Raw genomic sequence first — 17,905 nt, forward strand, 5'->3', positions numbered from 1 at the left:
ATGGACAAAGCGACCATCCTGGCCGTCGACGACGAGCCGGATATCCTGATCGCCCTCGAGGATCTGTTCGAGGACGAGTACCGGGTCCGCACCACCACGAAACCGGAGGAGGCCCTCGCGATCCTGAGGGCCGAGCCCGACATCGCGGTCATCCTGTCCGACCAGCGGATGCCCGGCATGACCGGCGACCAGCTCCTGGCGCAGGCCCGCACGCTCCACGATGCCCAGGCCATCCTGCTCACGGGATACGCCGACCTGAGCGCCGTCGTCGCCGCCCTCAACCGCGGCGGCATCACCGGCTACGTCACCAAGCCCTGGGACGCCGGGTTGCTGCGCAACACCGTGCGCAACGCCTTCGAGCGCCATCGCCTGGGCCGCGACCTCGCCACGGAACGCGCCCTCCTCATGGGCCTTCTCGACCACACCGAGGACGCCATCGCCTTTAAGGATGCCGAGGGGCGCTTCGTGCGCCTCAACGCCCGCAAGGCGTCCCACCTCGGGCGGGAGGTCGAGGCCTGCCTCGGCCGGACGGAGGGGGAGATCAATCCCGGCGCCGCGTCGTCGGAGGGGGCAGCGGCCGACGCCGCCGCGATGCTGAGCGGGGCACCCTCGGAGAGCCTGGCCGCCGAGGGCGCCACCGGCGCCGAGCGTTGGAGCCATGTGATGCGGGTGCCGATCCGCGATGGCACGGGCCAGATCGCCCACCTCGCCGTGATCGAACGCGACGTCACCGAGCAGCGCATGCTCGAGGCGCGCCTGCGCCAATCCGACAAGATGCAGGCCCTGGGCACCCTGGCCGGCGGCATCGCCCACGATTTCAACAACCTGCTGACGGCGATCCTCGGCAGCCTCGAGCTGGTGGCGCCCAAGATCGTCGACCAGCCGCGGGTCCAGCGCCTCGTCGGCAACGCCACCCAGGCGGCCCAGCGTGGGGCCGCCCTCACCAAGCGCCTGCTCGGGTTCAGCCGCGCCCGCGAGCTGCGCTCGCGTGCGGTCGATCTCAACGCCCTGATCGACGGGATGGGCGAACTGATCGGCGGCAGCCTCGGCGGCCTCGTCAGCGTCGGCAAGGAGCTCGACCCGAGCCGGCCGCTCGCCCTGGTCGACCCCGACCAGCTCGAACTCGCCATCCTCAACCTGTGCATCAACGCCCGGGACGCGATGGCCGAGGGCGGCCGGATCGTGATCGCCACCCGCAGCGAGCGGATCGCCGACGACCCCGACCTGCCCGATGGCGACTACGTCGTCATGAGCGTGAGCGACACGGGCGCCGGCATACCGCCGGAACTGCTGGGACGGGTGTGCGAGCCGTTCTTCACGACCAAATCCCTCGGCCAGGGAACCGGGCTCGGCCTCGCCATGGTGTTCGGGCTCGCCCAGCAATCGAGCGGGCACCTGCGCATCGAGAGCACCGTCGGCCAGGGAACGCGGGTCGCCCTCGTCCTGCCGCGGGCCGAGGAGGCGGCCGAGGAAGCCCCTGCGACCGCCCCGAAGCCGATCTCGGCACCGCGGTCGGCCCGGATCCTCGTGGTCGACGACGACGCAGAGGTCCGCCACGTCACCGCGTCGTTCCTGAACGGCTTCGGCTACCACGAGACCGAGGCGCAGGACGCCGCGGCGGCGCTCGTGCTCCTGGAATCGCAGACCTTCGATCTCGTGGTGGCCGATCTCGCCATGCCGGGGATGACGGGCGTCGAACTCCTCGACGCCATCCGTCGGCGCGGCCTGGCGGTTCCCGTCCTGATCCTGACGGGCCATGCCGAGGCGATGACCATCCCCGAGGGCGTGCCCGTTCTCGCCAAGCCGTTCGAATCCAGCGACTTCGCGGCCATCGTCGCCGGCCTCGTCGACGCGGCGCCCCAGGCCTGACCGTGTCTTGCGCGGATCCTCTCGGACGAACGAAAAAGGGGTGGCCGAACCGGCCACCCCTTTTCTTTCGTTGCGGTCATGAAAACGCCGATCAGGCGGCTTCGTCGACGGGCGCCTGGCCGGAATCCTTGCCGCGGGCCTCGACGTCGCGATCCACGAACTCGATCACGGCGAGGGGGGCGTTGTCGCCGTAGCGGAAGCCCGCCTTCATGATGCGGCAATAGCCGCCAGGACGGGTGTTGTAGCGGGGACCGACCACCGCGAAGAGCTTGCGGACCATGTCGGCGTCGCGGATCTGCGACATCGCCAGGCGACGGGCATGCAGCGTATCGGTCTTGCCCAGCGTGATCAGCTTCTCGATGACCGGACGCAGGTCCTTGGCCTTCGGCAGAGTCGTGATGATCTGCTCGTGCTTGATCAGCGCGGCGCACATGTTGGCGAACATCGCCTTGCGGTGCTCGGTGGTGCGGTTGAAGCGACGACCGCGAAATCCATGACGCATGATTGGCTCTCCTGATTATAGCGGCCGCCGTGCCACGGTACGGCCGTCGTTCTTGATAAGGCGAATGGCGAATGGCGAATGGAAGGCGGCGAAAAGGTCGAGCCGGGCTCGGTTACCCCACTCGCCATTCGCCATTTCGCCATTCGCGCTAGTAATGCTCTTCGAAGCGCTTGGCGAGGTCTTCGATGTTCTCCGGCGGCCAGCCGGGGATGTCCATGCCAAGGTGGAGGCCCATGGCGGCGAGCACTTCCTTGATCTCGTTGAGCGACTTGCGGCCGAAGTTCGGGGTGCGCAGCATCTCGCCCTCGGACTTCTGGATGAGGTCGCCGATGTAGACGATGTTGTCGTTCTTCAGGCAGTTCGCCGAACGCACCGAGAGCTCGAGCTCGTCGACCTTCTTGAGGAGCGCCGGGTTGAAGGGAAGCTGCGGCGCGAGCGGCTGCGCCTCCTCCTTGCGGGGCTCCTCGAAGTTCACGAACACCTGGAGCTGGTCCTGGATGATGCGCGCGGCGTAGGCGAGCGCATCCTCCGGCGACACGGCGCCGTTGGTCTCGATGGTCATCGTCAGCTTGTCCTTGTCGAGATCCTGGCCCTCGCGGGTGGTCTCGATGCGGTAGCTGACCTTGGTCACGGGCGAGAACAGGGCGTCCACCGGGATCAGGCCGATCGGCGCATCCTCGGGGCGGTTGCGCTCGGCCGGGACGTAGCCCTTGCCGGTGGCGACGGTGAACTCCATGCGGATCTCGGCACCGTCGTCGAGGGTGCAGATCACGAGGTCGGGGTTCAGGATCTGGATGTCGCCGACCGCGCCGATGTCGCCGGCGGTGACGACGCCGGGGCCGGTCTTGCGCAGGGTCAGGCGCTTGGGCGCCTCGGTCTGCGAGCGGATCGCGATGGTCTTGATGTTGAGAACGATGTCGGTGACGTCCTCGCGCACGCCGGGGATCGAGGAGAATTCGTGGAGCACGCCGTCGATCTGGACCGAGGTCACGGCCGCGCCCTGCAGCGAGGACAGCAGCACGCGGCGGAGGGAGTTACCCAGCGTCGTGCCGAAGCCACGCTCGAGCGGCTCGGCGACGACGGTGGCGACCCGCTTGGGGTCGTGTCCGGTCGAGACCTGGAGCTTGTTCGGCTTGATGAGCTCTTGCCAGTTCTTCTGAATGACCACGGTCCTACCTCTCGCACTACCTGTCGCGATCCCCATGACGCGGGACCACGTGTGATGCCCGAACGCGCGTCGCGATGCGCGGGAGGGCCTCGAAATCCTGGTCCGTCCGCCAAGAGCGGACGGGATAAGTCAGTGTGCCGCCACCCATAGCTCCGGCACGAAGCTGTAGCCGCCGCCGTCACGGGCGACATAGCCCAGCGCGGGGAACTCCAGATGCGCACCAGCGATGAGGCTGCGCTCGGAGGCGACCTCGTCGAGGATGCGCCGGCGGGTCTCCCGCGCCCGGTCGCCATCGACGTCGAACGTCATCCCGGCCTCGGGACGCTTGAACTGGATCGCCGGAAGGTGGACGATATCGGCCCACATGAAGAGAGCCGCCGACCCTGAGACGATCCGGTAGCCGGTGTGGCCCGGCGTGTGGCCCGGCAGCGGCACCGCGGTGATGCCGGGTGCGACCTCGCCCCCGGTCACCGTCCGTAGACGCGTCGCATAGGGAGACGTCGCCTTCTGCGCCGCCTCGAGATACGACTTGGCGTCCTCCGGGGCCCGCGCGAGGGCCGCCTCGTCGAGCCAATGCCCGGCTTCCGCCTCGTGGAGCACCAGTTCGGCGTTCGGATAACGCGCCACGCCGTCGCCATCGATCAAACCACCGGCGTGGTCTGGATGGAGATGCGTGAGGAGGATCGTCTCGACCTCCTCGGCACGAACACCGGCCGCGGCCAGCGCCGCCGGTACGCGCCCGAGGGTGTCGCCGCCGAACCCGCCCATGCCGGTGTCGATCATCACCGGGGCACGACCGGCACCGGTGACGACGAAGGCGTTGAGGGTGATGCGGGGATCGTTCGCGCGAAAGCCGGCCGCTTGCAGCGCGCCGGCATCCTCCTTGGCGATCCCCGTGACGAGATCGAGGGACCCCTGCAGGTATCCGTCGTTGAGGGCGGTGACCGTGAGGTCACCGATCGTCCAACGCAACACGCCGGGAAGGGGCTTCGAGGCATCGCCCGCCACGGGCATCTCCGTCTTCGATTTTCGGCTTCGAGCGGTTTTGGATACCGTCCTCAGACGCGACGACGCTTGCGCGGGCGGCAGCCGTTGTGCGGGATCGCGGTGACGTCGCGGATCGAGGTGACGGTGAAACCGGCGGCCTGGAGGGCGCGAAGGGCCGACTCACGACCTGAGCCGGGACCCGAAACCTCGACCTCGAGGGTGCGCATGCCGTGTTCGGAGGCCTTGCGGGCCGCATCCTCGGCCGCCACCTGGGCGGCGTAGGGCGTCGACTTGCGCGAGCCCTTGAAACCCATCGCACCGGCGGACGACCACGAGATCGTGTTGCCCTGAGCGTCGGTGATGGTGACCATCGTGTTGTTGAACGAAGCGTTCACATGGGCGACGCCCGACACGATGTTCTTGCGTTCGCGGCGGCGAACGCGGGTTGCTTCCTTGGCCATGCTCTCGTCTCTCGTCCTTCAAGCGCGCCCGTCATTCCAGGCGCTCGGGATTCTTCATCGGGTTCGGCGGCCTGGCTCCGATCGCCGTACCGCCTAGCGGGAGCCCCGCAACGGGACGCCCGACGCAATGTCGGGAAGCCTCACCGAAGCGAGGCCTCCCGGATGGGAAAGATTACTTCTTCTTGCCGGCGATCGGCTTCGACTTGCCCTTGCGGGTGCGCGCATTGGTGTGCGTGCGCTGGCCGCGGACCGGCAGGTTGCGGCGGTGGCGAAGGCCGCGGTAGCAGCCCAGGTCCATCAGGCGCTTGATGTTCATCGAGACTTCACGGCGCAGGTCACCCTCGACCAGGTAGTCGCGGTCAATGGTCTCGCGGATCTGGAGGATCTCGGCGTCGGTGAGCTGGTTGACGCGACGCTCGGCCGGGATGTTGACCTTCGTCGTGATCTCCTCGGCCTTCTTCGAGCCGATGCCGTGAATGTACTGCAGCGCGATGACGACGCGCTTGTTGGTCGGAATGTTAACGCCAGCGATACGGGCCAAGGTCATTCTCCATGGGGCGATCGGGCGAAGCCCGGCCCGGATGATAAGACGTGCGTCCGGTGGAGGCCGGCCCCTGCACGCCGTCCATAACGACAAATCGGCCCGCGGCCCCTCGATGAGGTACCCCGGACCCATGGTGCGTGTGGACGAAGGTCGGTCCGTTAACGCGGCAGGGCTGACGTGTCAACCCGTTACCGCGAGGCTCTCAGGCCGACGCGGCCTCCGCGTGACTGTCGAGGATCGCCATCAGGTCGGTGGTGACGTCGTCGACGGGCTTCATGCCGTCGATGGTCTCCAGCATGCCGAGGCTGCCGTAATAGGCCGACAGCGGCGCGGTCTGGGCCCGATAGGCGGCCAGGCGCGTCTTGAAGACTTCGGGCGTATCGTCCTTGCGGACCGGCTCGCCGCGGGCCGCGGTCTCAGCCGCCCGGTTGGCGATCCGACCGACGAGGGCATCCTCGTCCACGACGAACTCGACCACCGTATCCAACGCCAGACCCTTGTCCGACAGCATCCTGTCGAGTGCCGCAGCCTGGTCGACGGTGCGCGGAAAGCCGTCGAGGATGAAACCGGCGCGGGCGTCCTCCTCCTCGACGCGATCGGCGACGATGCCGACGACGATGGAATCGGTGACGAGGCCGCCGCTCTCCATGATCGACTTGGCTTCCAATCCGACCGGGGTCCCCGCGGCGACGGCCGCGCGGAGCATGTCGCCCGTGGAGAGCTGCGGAATGCCGAACCGTTCGACGATGCGGGCCGACTGGGTTCCCTTGCCGGCTCCGGGGGGTCCGAGCAGGATGATCCGCATGGGCGTCGTGTCCTCGTGAGCAACCCGCAGGCCGGGCCTCTTGATTGTCCTCGGCGACGCCTCCCGGACGCCGCCGCAGCGGTTATGGCAGCGGTTTTGACGGTCGTTAGCGTCGGCGTGTGGCGCCGCGCAACTTCGCCTTCTTCACCAGCCCCTCGTACTGATGAGCCATCAGGTGCCCGTGGATCTGCGCCACGGTGTCCATCGTCACGGACACCACGATGAGCAGGGAGGTACCGCCGAAGCCGAGGCTGGCCGATGCATAGGAGGCCAGGATCTCGGGCACGAGACACACGAAGGTGAGGTAGAGCGCGCCGATCACCGTGATCCGGGTAAGGACCTTGTCGATGAAGCTCGCCGTCCGCTCTCCCGGCCGGATGCCCGGGATGAAGCCGCCGTGCTTCTTCAGATTGTCGGCCGTCTCCTCGGGATTGAACACCACCGCCGTGTAGAAGAAGGCGAAGAAGATGATCAGCGCCGCGTAGAGCACCATGTACAGCGGCCGCCCGTGGCCGAGGTAGGTGGTGAGCGTCGCCAGCACGCCGGTGCCGCTCTGGTTGGCCGAGAAACTCGCGACGGTGGCCGGCAGCAGCAGCAGCGAGGATGCGAAGATCGGCGGAATCACGCCGGCCGTGTTGAGCTTGAGCGGCAGGAACGAGGTCTGGCCCTCGTACATCTTATTGCCGACCTGACGCTTGGGGTAGTTGATCAGCAGGCGGCGCTGGGCGCGCTCCATGAACACGATGAAGTAGACCAGCGCGGCCGCCGCGACGCCGACCCCGAGAATCACGGCCGTGGACAGGGCACCCGTACGGCTGAGCTCGAGCGCGCCGATGATCGCGGTGGGCAGGTGGGCGACGATGCCGGCGAAGATGATGAGCGAGGAGCCGTTACCGATGCCGCGCGAGGTGATCTGCTCGCCGATCCACATCAGGAACAGCGTGCCGCCCGTGAGGGTCACCACGGTGGACAGGATAAAGAACGGACCCGGATCGGTCGCCGCGCTCGACCCCTGGAGGCCGAAGGCAATGCCCCAGGATTGCACCAGCGCCAGCACCACGGTGAGGTAGCGGGTGTACTGATTGATGACCTTGCGGCCCGACTCGCCTTCCTTCTTCAGCGTCTCCAAGGTCGGGATCACCGACGTCAGGAGCTGGATGATGATCGAGGCCGAGATGTAGGGCATGATGTTGAGCGCGAAGATCGCCATGCGCTCGACGGCACCGCCGGAGAACATGTTGAACAGGCCGAGCACGCCGCCGGCCTGGCTCTGGAAGTTGCGCGCGAACTGTTCGGGGTCGATGCCCGGAATCGGGATGTAGGTGCCCAGCCGGAACACCACGAGCGCACCCAGCGTGAACCAGATGCGCTTCTTGAGTTCGTCGGCCTTTGCGATCGCCCCGAAATTGAGGTTCGCGGCAAGCTGCTCGGCGGCTGAGGCCATGTCACCGGTTCCTGAAAACCAATCGTTCAGGTGCCTGAAGCACCCACCACGAAGCGAAACGGCGGCCACGCGCAGGTCGCACGGGCCGCCGCTCCAGGCTTCGACTTAAGGTCCGCGACCGTCCTACGCAACAGTGGCGTCGGCAGCCTTGCCGCGGGTGGAGACCCGATCCGCGAACTGGACCGTCACCGAACCGCCGGCCTTCTCGACCGCAGCGATGGCGGACTTCGAGGCGCGGGTGACGGTGAAGGCGAGCTTCGCCGTCAGCTCGCCGACGCCAAGGAGCTTCACGCCGTCACGGCCACGGGCGCAGATGCCGGCCGCCACGAGGGCGTCCATGTCCACGGTGGCGGACGCATCGAGGCGACCGGCATCGACGGCCTGCTGGATGCGTCCGAGGTTCACCTCGTTGAGGTCCGTCGAGTACAGGTTGTTGAAGCCGCGCTTGGGCAGGCGACGGTGAAGCGGCATCTGACCGCCCTCGAAGCCCTTGATCGAGACGCCGGTACGGGCCTTCTGACCCTTGACGCCGCGACCCGCGGTCTTGCCCTTTCCGGAGCCGATGCCCCGGCCGACGCGCATCCGGTTCTTGGTGGCGCCGACGTTGTCGTGGATTTCGTTCAGCTTCATGATGCCCTCCCTCAGGCCGCGTCGTCGAGGACGCGCACGAGGTGCTGAACCTTACGGATCATGCCTCGCACGGAGGGGGTATCCTCCAAGGTGGAAACCCGGTGCAGCTTGTTGAGCTTGAGCCCGATCAGCGTCGCGCGCTGGTCGTTCTCACGACGGATCGGCGAGCCGATCTGTTCGATGCGGAGAGTCTTGCCAGTCATCGGACCCTCCTCAAGCCACGGCCGCTTCGGACAGGTCCGAAGCGTCCGCATCACGACGACGGGCCTGCAGGGCCGAGACCTTGAGGCCACGGCGAGCCGCGACGGCGCGCGGGCTGTCCTCGTTCTTCAGCGCGTCGAAGGTGGCGCGCACGAGGTTGTAGGGGTTGGACGAGCCGAGCGATTTGGCCACCACGTCCTGCATGCCCAACGTCTCGAAGACGGCGCGCATCGGGCCGCCGGCGATGATGCCGGTACCCTGGGGCGCGGCGCGCAGGATCACCTTGCCGGCGCCGTGACGGCCTTGGACGTCGTGATGGAGCGTCCGGCCTTCGCGGAGCGCAACGCGGACGAGACCACGCTTGGCGGCTTCCGTCGCCTTGCGGATAGCCTCGGGCACTTCACGTGCCTTGCCGTGGCCGAACCCGACACGACCCTTCTGGTCGCCCACGACGACGAGGGCAGCGAAACCGAAGCGACGGCCACCCTTCACCACCTTGGCGACGCGGTTGATGTGGACGAGCTTGTCCACGAACTCGCTGTCGCGCTCCTCGCGCTCGTCGCGGCGGCCGCGGCCCCCGCCTTCCCGTTCACGTGCCATATCGTTGTTGATCCCATCTCACTGGCGCGGACGGCGGGGTCCGCTCGCTTGAATCGTTTCGATGAGGGACGGCGAATGCCGTCCCTCCCGCCGTTATCAGAACTCCAGGCCGCCCTCGCGGGCCGCCTCGGCGAGCGCCTTGACGCGGCCATGGTAGAGGTAGCCCGAGCGATCGAAGATCACCTGGGTGACGCCGGCCGCCTTGGCCCGCTCGGCAACGAGCTTGCCGACGGCCGAGGCCGCCGCGACATCGGCGCCGGTCTTGAGACCGGTCCGCAGATCCTTGTCGATGCTCGAAGCGGCGGCGAGGGTCCTGCCCTCGGCGTCGTCGATCACCTGAACGTAGATCTGCTTCGAGGAGCGGAACACCGAGAGTCTCGGACGTCCCTTGGCCGCGGCCCGCAGCGCGCGGCGCACACGCGCCTTGCGGCGGTCGAGTGCATCGATTTTGCGTGACATGATCGCCGGCCCTTACTTCTTCTTGCCTTCCTTGCGGAAGATGAACTCGCCCGCGTACTTCACGCCCTTGCCCTTGTAGGGCTCGGGGCCGCGATAGTCGCGGATCTCGGCGGCAACCTGACCGACCACTTGCCGGTCGATCCCCGAGATCACGATCTCCGTCGGCTTGGGCGTCACGATCGTGATGCCGGCCGGGATCTGATACTCGATGTCGTGGCTGTAGCCGAGCGAGAGCTTGAGCGCCTTGCCGGCCATCGCCGCGCGATAACCGACGCCCGTGATCTCGAGCTTCTTCTCGAAGCCCTTCGACACGCCCTCGACCAGGTTCGCGACCTGGGCACGGGAGGTGCCCCACAGCGAGCGAGCCTGCTTGGTCTGGTCCTTGGGCTGCACCGAGACGGCGCCGTCCTCGAACGATACGTTCACGAGGTTGGGAACGACGAACGCGAGTTCGCCCTTCGCACCCTTAACAGTCACCGTCTGACCGTTCACCGTCGCCGTCACACCGGACGGGACGGGGACGGGCTTCTTGCCTACGCGAGACATGGCCTTTCCTCCTTCGTCCGAGATCAGAACACCTTGCAGAGCACTTCGCCGCCGACGTTGCGCTCGCGCGCCTCGTGGTCGGCCATGACGCCCTGCGGGGTGGACACGATAGTGACGCCGAGACCGTCGGCGACGCGGGGCAGTTCGCCGACCGACGAGTAGACCCGGCGGCCGGGCTTCGAGACACGCTGGATCGAGCGGATGACGGGCTGGCCGTCGTAATACTTCAACTCGATTGCGAATTCCGTGCGGCCGTTCCCGTAATCGGTGGTGGCGTAGTCACGGATGTAGCCCTCTGACTTGAGGACGTCGAGAACGCTGGCGCGCAGGCGCGAGCCGGGCGTCTGCACGACGTTGCGCCGACGCTGCTGTCCATTGCGGATGCGTGTGAGCATATCGCCCACGGGATCGTTGACCATGGTACGTGCTCCTTACCAGCTCGACTTGACGAGACCGGGGATCAGACCCTGGTTGCCGAGTTCGCGCAGCGCGATGCGCGACACGCCCATCTTGCGATAGAAGGCGCGGGGCCGACCGGTGATGCCGCAACGATTGCGGACACGGGTCGCGGACGAATTGCGGGGTAGTTCCGCGAGCTTGAGGCGCGCCTCGAAGCGCTCCTCCATCTCCAGGGACTCGTTGTTGGCCGTGGCCAGAAGGGCCTTACGCTTCGACGCGTAGAGCTTCACGAGGACCTTGCGGTGGTTGTTCTTCTCGATCGAGCTTTTCTTTGCCATGTCTGTCTCCGGTGTCCGCGTATAAGGACCGCTGGGGTTCTTACTGCCGGAACGGGAATCGGAACTGCGTGAGGAGCGCGCGCGCCTCAGCATCGGTCTGGGCCGTGGTCTGGATCACGATGTCCATGCCCCAGGTCGCCTCGGCCTTGTCGTAGGAGATCTCCGGGAACACGAGGTGCTCCTTGAGTCCCAGGGCGTAGTTGCCGCGACCGTCGAAGGAGCGCGGGTTCAGGCCGCGGAAGTCGCGGACGCGGGGAAGCGCGATCGTCACGAGACGATCCATGAACTCGTACATCCGGGCCTTGCGCAGGGTGACCTTGCAGCCAATCGGCATGCCCTCGCGAACCTTGAAGGTCGCGATGGCCTTGCGGGCCCGGGTGATGACCGGTTTCTGACCGGCGATCAGCGCCAGGTCCCCGGCGGCAACGGTGGCCTTCTTCGAATCGGCGGTCGACTCGCCGACGCCCATGTTGATGACGATCTTTTCGATCGTCGGTACCTGCATGGGGTTCTTGTAGCCAAACTCTTCGATCAGCTTCTGGCGCACGACTTCGTCGTAGTGCTTGCGCAGACGCGGCACGTAGCCGTCAACATTTGCCTCAGCCATCGATCAGATCCCCCGAGCGCTTGGCGAACCGGACCTTGCGGCCGTCGTCGAGAATGCGGAAACCAACGCGCGTCGGCTGACCGTCCTTGGGGTCGGCGATCGCGATGTTGGAGAGATGGATGGCGGCCTCCTTGGAGATGATCCCGCCTTCCTGGTTCTGGGTCTGCTTCTGGTGCTTCTTGACGAGGTTGATCCCGCGCACGAGAGCCTTGTCGTCCTTCGGCATGACCTGAACCACCTCACCGGAGCGACCCTTGTCGCGACCGGTGAGGACGACGACCTTGTCGCCCTTCTTGACCTTGGCAGCCATCACAGCACCTCCGGAGCGAGCGAGATGATCTTCATGTGATTGCGGCCCCGCAGCTCGCGCGGCACCGGTCCGAAGATACGGGTGCCGATCGGCTCCTTCTGATTGTTGATCAGAACGGCAGCGTTCTTGTCGAAGCGGATCACCGAACCGTCGGCACGCTTCACTTCCTTGGCGGTGCGGACGACGACCGCCTTCATGACGTCGCCCTTCTTCACGCGGCCGCGCGGAATCGCTTCCTTGACCGAGACGACGATGATGTCACCGACGCCGGCATATTTGCGCTTCGACCCGCCGAGTACCTTGATGCACATCACGCGACGCGCACCAGAGTTGTCGGCGACGTCCAGATTCGTCTGCATCTGGATCACGAGAGTGACCTTTCCTTGTTTCAGACGGGTTTCCGCACACGGACGGTATTGTCCGGCGGACGACGCCTGATGGGGATCTGATGCCCCCGTCCATTAGTCGGACCGCGCTATCGGCGCTAGGAAGCGCCGGCGCGGTCACCGCAGCCAAGTGAGGACGAATCCGTCGTCACGAAAACATATGCGAAGGTCGGTCGCCTACAGGGAACCGACGTTCGATGCAAGCCCTCAGGCGGCGGGAGCCTCGACGGCGGCGGCCTGTGCGGCCTCCACGAGCTTCCAAGTCTTGGTCTTGGAGAACGGACGGCACTCCTCGATCGACACGGTCTGGCCGACCTTGGCGACGTTGGCTTCGTCGTGGGCGTGGTAGTTCTTGGAGCGACGGACGGTCTTCTTCATCACCGGATGGGTGAAGCGACGCTCCACCTTCACGACGATGGTCTTCTCGCCCTTGTCGCTGACGACGACGCCCTGCAATACGCGCTTCGGCATGGTGTACTCCTCAGGCCTGCGCTTGGCCGAGCGTCTTCTGACGCTGCAGCGTGCGGACGCGGGCGATGTCGCGACGAACCTCACGGACCCGCGCGACGTTCTCGAGCTGGCCGGTGGCGCCCTGGAAGCGCAGGTTGAACTGCTCCTTCTTCAGGTTCAGCAGCTCGTCGTTCAGTTGATCCGGCGACAGGGCGGCCAGATCCGATTGTCTCTGCGACGACTTCATGATCCCCTCCTCCCTCAGTCAGCGATACGCTGAACGACGCGCGTGCGGATCGGGAGCTTCGCCGCGCCGAGGCGCAGGGCCTCCTTCGCGATGTCCTCGGCCACGCCGTCGACTTCGAACATGATCCGGCCGGGATGCACGCGGGCAGCCCAGAACTCGGGAGCGCCCTTACCGGAGCCCATGCGGACCTCGGTGGGCTTTGCCGTAACCGGGACGTCCGGGAAGATCCGGATCCAGACGCGGCCCTGGCGCTTCATCTCGCGGGTGATCGCGCGGCGGGCCGCTTCGATCTGGCGAGCGGTGATACGCTCCGGCTCGATGGCCTTCAGGCCGAAGCTACCGAAGTTGAGATCGAAGCCGCCCTTGGCCGCACCGTGGATGCGGCCTTTGAACTGCTTGCGAAATCGGGTCTTTTTGGGTTGCAACATGGCAGCCTCTCAACACCTTCCTTGGGCTGGCGGTAGCGATCAGGCGTGATCGCGACGACCGCGGCCGCCTTCGCCATCGCGCTCACGGCGTCCGCCCGAACGGCCACCCTCTTCCTGAGCACGCTTGTCCTGCGCCATCGGGTCGTGCTCGAGGATCTCTCCCTTGAACACCCACACCTTGATGCCGCACGTCCCGTAGGTCGTGAAGGCGGTCGCGGTGCCGTAGTCGACGTCGGCGCGCAGCGTATGCAGCGGCACGCGACCCTCGCGGTACCATTCCTGGCGCGCGATCTCAGCGCCGCCGAGGCGGCCCGAGCAGTTGATACGGATGCCCTCGGCGCCCAGACGCATCGCCGACTGAACGGCCCGCTTCATGGCACGGCGGAAGGCGACGCGGCGCTCGAGCTGCTGCGCGATCGAGTCCGCCACCAGGGTGGCATCGATCTCGGGCTTGCGCACCTCGACGATGTTGATGGTCACGTCGGCCTTGGTCATGGTGCCGACGAGCTTGCGCAGCTTCTCGATGTCCGCGCCCTTCTTGCCGATCACGACGCCCGGACGACCGGAGTGGATGGTGACGCGGCACTTCCGGTGCGGACGCTCGATCACGATCTTGGAGACCGCGGCCTGCTTGAGCTGCTTCATGAGCGACGCACGAATGGCGACGTCCTCGTGCATCAGCTTGGCGTATTCGCCCTTCTGGGCGAACCAGCGGGAGTCCCAGGTCCGGTTGATACCGAGCCGCAGACCGATCGGATTGATTTTCTGGCCCATCAGGTCCTCCTCACGCCGCTTCGGCGGTCGGGACTTCGCGCACCACGATGGTGAGGTTCGCGAAGGGCTTCAGGATGCGGGCGCCGCGGCCGCGGGCCCGAGCGTGGAAGCGCTTGAGCACGAGGGCCTTGCCGACGAACGCCTGGGCGACGACCAGGTCGTCGACATCCAGATTGTGGTTGTTCTCGGCGTTGGCGATGGCGCTCTCGAGGCACTTCTTGACCTCGCGGGCGATCCGCTTGCGGGAGAATTCGAGGTCGGCGAGCGCCGAATCGACCTTCTTGTTGCGGATCAGCTGGGCGACGAGGTTCAGCTTCTGAGGGCTGACACGCAGCATGCGCGCGACGGCCTTCGCCTCGTTGTCCGGCAGCGCGCGGGGGGTGGCTTGCTTGCCCATCTCAGCGCCTCTTCGCCTTCTTGTCGGCCGCGTGACCGTGGAAGGTGCGGGTCGGCGAGAACTCGCCGAACTTGTGACCGACCATTTCCTCGGAGACATAGACCGGGATGTGCTTCTGCCCGTTGTGCACACCGAAGGTGAGCCCGACGAACTGCGGGAGGATCGTGGAGCGGCGGCTCCAGATCTTGATGACTTCGTTGCGGCTGGATCCGCGAGCGGTCTCAGCCTTCTTGAGGAGGTAGCCGTCGATGAACGGCCCCTTCCAGAGCGAGCGTGCCATGATGGTTACTTCTTGCGGTTGTGACGGCTGGACAGGATGAACACGTCGGTCCGCTTGTTGGACCGGGTCTTCTTCCCCTTCGTGGGCACGCCCCAGGGCGTGACCGGGTTGCGGCCGCCCGAGGTCCGTCCCTCGCCGCCGCCGTGCGGGTGATCGACCGGGTTCATGGCGACACCGCGGACGTGCGGGCGCTTGCCCAGCCAGCGATTGCGGCCCGCCTTGCCCAGCGAGATGTTCATGTGGTCCGGGTTCGACACCGCACCGACGCTGGCGAAGCACTGGCCGTGGACCAGGCGCTGTTCGCCGGAGTTCAGGCGCAGGGTGACGTAGCCCTGGTCGCGCCCGACGATCTGGGCGTAGTTGCCGGCCGAGCGCGCGATGGCACCGCCCTTGCCGATCTTCAGCTCGACGTTGTGGACGATGGTGCCCACCGGCATGTTGCCCACCGGACCGGCGTTGCCGGGCTTGATGTCGACCTGCTCGGCCGCGATCACCTTGTCGCCGGGCGACAGGCGCTGCGGAGCCAGGATGTAGCTCTGCACGCCGTCCGGATAGGTGATCAGCGCGATGAACGCCGTCCGGTTGGGATCGTACTCGATCCGCTCGACGGTGGCGGACACGCCCATCTGCTCGCGACGCTTGAAGTCGACGTTGCGCAGGGTGCGCTTGTGCCCACCGCCACGGAAGCGGACGGTGATGCGGCCGAGGTTGTTGCGGCCGCCGGACGACGACTTGCCCTCGGTGAGCTTCTTGACCGGCTTGCCCTTGTAGAGCTCACGGCGGTCGACGAGCACAAGCTGGCGAAGGCTCGGCGTGACCGGTTTGAATGTCTTCAAGGCCATCGGTGGTAATCCTTAACCCGACTGTCTCAGAGGCCGGTCGTGACGTCGATCGTCTCACCCTCGGCGAGGGTCACGATCGCTTTCTTCACGTCCGAACGCTGCCCGCGCAGACCGCGGAAGATCTTCTTCTTGCCCTTGGTGACGAGCGTGTTCACGCCCACCACCTTGACGTCGAACAGACGCTCGACCGCTTCCTTGATCTGCGGCTTGGTGGCCTTCGGCGCGACCCGGAAGACGACCTTGTTCTGCTCGGTGAGGTTCGTCGCCTTTTCCGTGATCACGGGCGAGACGATGATGTCGTAGTGACGCGGATCGGCACTCATTTGAAACGCGCCTCCAGCGCATCGACGGCGGCGCGCGTCAGCACGAGCTTGTCGCGGCGCAGGATGTCGTAGACGTTGATGCCCTGCACGGGGAGCACGTCGATCATCGGGATATTGCGGGCGGCCCGACCAAAGTTCACGTCGACCTCGGCCCCGCTGATGATCAGAGCGCTCGACAGGCCCATCTTGCCGAACCGCTCGACGAGACCCTTGGTCTTGCCGTCGGCCAGCGTCACGTCGTCGACGATGATGAGGGTCGAGGCCTTCACCTTGGCCGAGAGCGCATGCTTGAGAGCGAGCGCACGGACCTTCTTGGGCAGGTCGTGGGCATGGCTGCGGACGACCGGACCGAACGCACGACCACCGCCGCGGAACTGCGGAGCGGAGGCGGCGCCGTGACGGGCGTTACCGGTGCCCTTCTGCTTGTAGAGCTTCTTGCGGGTCCGGTTCACGTCCGAGCGGTTCTTCACGGCGTGGGTGCCGGCCTGGCGCTTGGCGAGCTGCCAGCGCACCATGCGCTGAAGAAGGTCGGCGCGCGGCTCGAGCCCGAAGATGGTCTCGTCCAGGTCGACCGAGCCGGCGCCGTCGCCGTCGAGAGTGGTGATATCGAGCTTCATCACGCATTCTCCTCGGAAGCGGGAGCCTCGGGAGCCGGAGCTTCGGTGGCGGGAGCAGCGGAGGAACCGTTCTCACGGAACTTGCCAGGCTGCGGCACGTCGGCGGGGAGCTTGCGCTTCACCGCGTCGCGGATCTGGATCCAGCCGCCGGCGACGCCGGGGACGGCACCTTCGACCAGGATGAGTCCACGCTCGGGGTCGGTACGGACGACGCGCAGGTTCTGCGTCGTCACCCGGTCGACACCCATGTGGCCGGGCATCTTCTTGTTCTTGAAGGTCTTGCCCGGGTCCTGACGGCCACCGGTCGAACCGATCGAACGGTGCGAGATGGACACTCCGTGGGTGGCACGCAGACCGCCGAAGTTCCAGCGCTTCATACCGCCGGCGAATCCCTTGCCGGTGGTGGTGCCGGTGACGTCGACGAACTGGCCGGCGATGAAGTGGTCGGCCGTGATTTCCGCCCCGACCGGGATCATCGCGTCCTCGGACACGCGGAACTCGGCGAGCTTCTGCTTGGGCTCGACCTTGGCGATCGCGAAGCGGCCGCGTTCGGCCATCGACACGTTCTTCACCTTGGCCTTGCCGACGCCGACCTGGAGGGCGACGTAGCCGTTCTTCTCGACGGTGCGGTGGGCGACCACCTGGCATTGATCGATCTTGAGCACGGTCACGGGAATATGTTCGCCTGCATCCGTAAAGACGCGGGTCATCCCGACCTTCTGTGCAATGACGCCTGAGCGCATAGGTATCTCCCTCGCGCGATGAAACGGTAAGCTCTAAATCCCTGCGGGACTTAGAGCTTGATCTCCACGTCCACGCCGGCGGCGAGGTCGAGCTTCATCAGCGCGTCCACGGTCTGGGGCGTCGGATCGACGATATCGAGCACACGCTTGTGCGTGCGCATCTCGAACTGCTCGCGCGACTTCTTGTCGATGTGGGGCGAGCGGTTGACGGTGAACTTCTCGATGTGCGTCGGCAGCGGGATCGGGCCACGGATGGTGGCGCCGGTGCGCTTGGCGGTCGAGACGATCTCTCGGGTCGACGCATCGAGGATACGATGGTCGAACGCCTTGAGGCGGATGCGGATATTCTGACCGTTCATGACCTGAAACCTTGGCGGGACGAGAAAGGGGCGGGCGCGAGGACCCGCCCCTCGGTCGTTCCTCAGCAGACGTGATCGCTAAGCGAGACTAGTCGTTGATGGCGGCGACGACGCCGGCGCCGACGGTGCGACCGCCCTCGCGGATGGCGAAGCGCAGCTTCTCTTCCATGGCCACCGGCACGATCAGGG

General features: G+C 66.4%; 29 protein-coding genes and 1 pseudogene. 1 reads left to right on the plus strand and 29 read right to left on the minus strand.

Annotated features, from left to right (window positions below):
* Positions 1-1,869 carry a response regulator gene (locus ASF39_RS06370; protein WP_056282032.1) on the plus strand — a complete coding sequence of 623 codons (1,869 nt, stop codon included), beginning with the start codon at positions 1-3 and terminating at the stop codon, positions 1,867-1,869.
* Positions 1,870-1,960: 91 nt separating this feature from the next.
* On the opposite strand, the gene rplQ is transcribed toward ASF39_RS06370, so the two are convergent.
* From rplQ to ASF39_RS20310, 29 genes and pseudogenes are all read right to left on the minus strand, one after another.
* The gene (rplQ, locus tag ASF39_RS06375; RefSeq protein WP_055881632.1) at positions 1,961-2,371 is read right to left on the minus strand and encodes a 50S ribosomal protein L17; all 411 of its coding nucleotides are present in this window, start codon (positions 2,369-2,371) and stop codon (positions 1,961-1,963) included.
* Between the two features lie 148 nt (positions 2,372-2,519).
* Complete coding sequence (locus ASF39_RS06380; protein WP_156387560.1) at positions 2,520-3,575, minus strand: DNA-directed RNA polymerase subunit alpha; 1,056 nt, start codon at positions 3,573-3,575, stop codon at positions 2,520-2,522.
* Between the two features lie 93 nt (positions 3,576-3,668).
* The gene (locus tag ASF39_RS06385; protein WP_056282034.1) at positions 3,669-4,553 is read right to left on the minus strand and encodes an MBL fold metallo-hydrolase; all 885 of its coding nucleotides are present in this window, start codon (positions 4,551-4,553) and stop codon (positions 3,669-3,671) included.
* 44 nt (positions 4,554-4,597) lie between these two features.
* On the minus strand, positions 4,598-4,987 hold the full coding sequence (gene rpsK / locus ASF39_RS06390) for a 30S ribosomal protein S11 (protein WP_055881646.1): 390 nt from the start codon (positions 4,985-4,987) through the stop codon (positions 4,598-4,600).
* A gap of 172 nt (positions 4,988-5,159) precedes the next feature.
* A complete protein-coding gene (gene rpsM / locus ASF39_RS06395; protein ID WP_055881814.1) occupies positions 5,160-5,528 on the minus strand; it encodes a 30S ribosomal protein S13 in 369 nt (122 codons plus the stop codon).
* Positions 5,529-5,733: 205 nt separating this feature from the next.
* Positions 5,734-6,336: an adenylate kinase gene (locus ASF39_RS06400; protein WP_056282037.1), complete on the minus strand. Its 603-nt coding sequence runs from the start codon at positions 6,334-6,336 to the stop codon at positions 5,734-5,736.
* A 106-nt stretch (positions 6,337-6,442) separates the two neighbouring features.
* Complete coding sequence (secY, locus tag ASF39_RS06405; RefSeq protein WP_056282040.1) at positions 6,443-7,780, minus strand: preprotein translocase subunit SecY; 1,338 nt, start codon at positions 7,778-7,780, stop codon at positions 6,443-6,445.
* Between the two features lie 123 nt (positions 7,781-7,903).
* Positions 7,904-8,410 (minus strand): 50S ribosomal protein L15, encoded by a 507-nt coding sequence (gene rplO / locus ASF39_RS06410; protein ID WP_055881657.1) that lies wholly within the window; start codon positions 8,408-8,410, stop codon positions 7,904-7,906.
* 11 nt (positions 8,411-8,421) lie between these two features.
* Positions 8,422-8,613 carry a 50S ribosomal protein L30 gene (gene rpmD, locus ASF39_RS06415; RefSeq protein ID WP_056282043.1) on the minus strand — a complete coding sequence of 64 codons (192 nt, stop codon included), beginning with the start codon at positions 8,611-8,613 and terminating at the stop codon, positions 8,422-8,424.
* A gap of 10 nt (positions 8,614-8,623) precedes the next feature.
* Positions 8,624-9,211: a 30S ribosomal protein S5 gene (gene rpsE / locus ASF39_RS06420; RefSeq protein ID WP_055881662.1), complete on the minus strand. Its 588-nt coding sequence runs from the start codon at positions 9,209-9,211 to the stop codon at positions 8,624-8,626.
* A 96-nt stretch (positions 9,212-9,307) separates the two neighbouring features.
* Positions 9,308-9,670, minus strand: coding sequence for a 50S ribosomal protein L18 (rplR, locus tag ASF39_RS06425; RefSeq protein ID WP_055881666.1), 363 nt, complete (start codon positions 9,668-9,670; stop codon positions 9,308-9,310).
* Positions 9,671-9,682: 12 nt separating this feature from the next.
* Positions 9,683-10,216 (minus strand): 50S ribosomal protein L6, encoded by a 534-nt coding sequence (gene rplF, locus ASF39_RS06430; protein WP_055881669.1) that lies wholly within the window; start codon positions 10,214-10,216, stop codon positions 9,683-9,685.
* Between the two features lie 23 nt (positions 10,217-10,239).
* The gene (rpsH, locus tag ASF39_RS06435; RefSeq protein WP_055881679.1) at positions 10,240-10,635 is read right to left on the minus strand and encodes a 30S ribosomal protein S8; all 396 of its coding nucleotides are present in this window, start codon (positions 10,633-10,635) and stop codon (positions 10,240-10,242) included.
* A gap of 12 nt (positions 10,636-10,647) precedes the next feature.
* Complete coding sequence (gene rpsN / locus ASF39_RS06440; protein ID WP_055881681.1) at positions 10,648-10,953, minus strand: 30S ribosomal protein S14; 306 nt, start codon at positions 10,951-10,953, stop codon at positions 10,648-10,650.
* A gap of 40 nt (positions 10,954-10,993) precedes the next feature.
* Positions 10,994-11,560, minus strand: a complete 567-nt coding sequence (gene rplE / locus ASF39_RS06445; protein WP_055881686.1) for a 50S ribosomal protein L5 — start codon at positions 11,558-11,560, stop codon at positions 10,994-10,996.
* A complete protein-coding gene (gene rplX, locus ASF39_RS06450) occupies positions 11,553-11,870 on the minus strand; it encodes a 50S ribosomal protein L24 (protein WP_055881688.1) in 318 nt (105 codons plus the stop codon). The genes rplE and rplX overlap by 8 nt, the downstream gene beginning before the upstream one ends.
* Positions 11,870-12,238: a 50S ribosomal protein L14 gene (gene rplN / locus ASF39_RS06455; RefSeq protein ID WP_055881693.1), complete on the minus strand. Its 369-nt coding sequence runs from the start codon at positions 12,236-12,238 to the stop codon at positions 11,870-11,872. The genes rplX and rplN overlap by 1 nt, the downstream gene beginning before the upstream one ends.
* A 225-nt stretch (positions 12,239-12,463) precedes the next feature.
* A complete protein-coding gene (gene rpsQ, locus ASF39_RS06460; RefSeq protein WP_056282047.1) occupies positions 12,464-12,727 on the minus strand; it encodes a 30S ribosomal protein S17 in 264 nt (87 codons plus the stop codon).
* Between the two features lie 10 nt (positions 12,728-12,737).
* Entirely contained in the window at positions 12,738-12,953 is a 216-nt protein-coding gene (gene rpmC, locus ASF39_RS06465; protein WP_055881700.1) for a 50S ribosomal protein L29, read from the minus strand.
* 14 nt (positions 12,954-12,967) lie between these two features.
* Positions 12,968-13,381 carry a 50S ribosomal protein L16 gene (gene rplP, locus ASF39_RS06470; protein WP_055881703.1) on the minus strand — a complete coding sequence of 138 codons (414 nt, stop codon included), beginning with the start codon at positions 13,379-13,381 and terminating at the stop codon, positions 12,968-12,970.
* A 39-nt stretch (positions 13,382-13,420) separates the two neighbouring features.
* Positions 13,421-14,155 carry a 30S ribosomal protein S3 gene (gene rpsC / locus ASF39_RS06475; protein WP_055881707.1) on the minus strand — a complete coding sequence of 245 codons (735 nt, stop codon included), beginning with the start codon at positions 14,153-14,155 and terminating at the stop codon, positions 13,421-13,423.
* 10 nt (positions 14,156-14,165) lie between these two features.
* Positions 14,166-14,552, minus strand: a complete 387-nt coding sequence (gene rplV, locus ASF39_RS06480; protein WP_055881711.1) for a 50S ribosomal protein L22 — start codon at positions 14,550-14,552, stop codon at positions 14,166-14,168.
* Position 14,553: 1 nt separating this feature from the next.
* Positions 14,554-14,832, minus strand: a complete 279-nt coding sequence (gene rpsS / locus ASF39_RS06485) for a 30S ribosomal protein S19 (protein ID WP_018044225.1) — start codon at positions 14,830-14,832, stop codon at positions 14,554-14,556.
* 5 nt (positions 14,833-14,837) lie between these two features.
* Positions 14,838-15,674: a 50S ribosomal protein L2 gene (rplB, locus tag ASF39_RS06490; RefSeq protein WP_055881725.1), complete on the minus strand. Its 837-nt coding sequence runs from the start codon at positions 15,672-15,674 to the stop codon at positions 14,838-14,840.
* 26 nt (positions 15,675-15,700) lie between these two features.
* Complete coding sequence (locus tag ASF39_RS06495; RefSeq protein WP_055881749.1) at positions 15,701-15,997, minus strand: 50S ribosomal protein L23; 297 nt, start codon at positions 15,995-15,997, stop codon at positions 15,701-15,703.
* Positions 15,994-16,614, minus strand: a complete 621-nt coding sequence (gene rplD / locus ASF39_RS06500) for a 50S ribosomal protein L4 (protein ID WP_055881760.1) — start codon at positions 16,612-16,614, stop codon at positions 15,994-15,996. Before rplD ends, ASF39_RS06495 begins: the two co-directional genes overlap by 4 nt.
* Positions 16,614-17,357 (minus strand): 50S ribosomal protein L3, encoded by a 744-nt coding sequence (gene rplC / locus ASF39_RS06505; protein WP_055881762.1) that lies wholly within the window; start codon positions 17,355-17,357, stop codon positions 16,614-16,616. The genes rplD and rplC overlap by 1 nt, the downstream gene beginning before the upstream one ends.
* 50 nt (positions 17,358-17,407) lie before the next feature.
* Positions 17,408-17,716, minus strand: a complete 309-nt coding sequence (rpsJ, locus tag ASF39_RS06510; RefSeq protein WP_018044230.1) for a 30S ribosomal protein S10 — start codon at positions 17,714-17,716, stop codon at positions 17,408-17,410.
* Between the two features lie 88 nt (positions 17,717-17,804).
* Positions 17,805-17,905, minus strand: a pseudogene (locus ASF39_RS20310) (elongation factor Tu); the annotation flags it as partial.

Origin of the sequence: Methylobacterium sp. Leaf108 (assembly GCF_001423265.1) — a bacterium.
Lineage (GTDB): Bacteria > Pseudomonadota > Alphaproteobacteria > Rhizobiales > Beijerinckiaceae > Methylobacterium.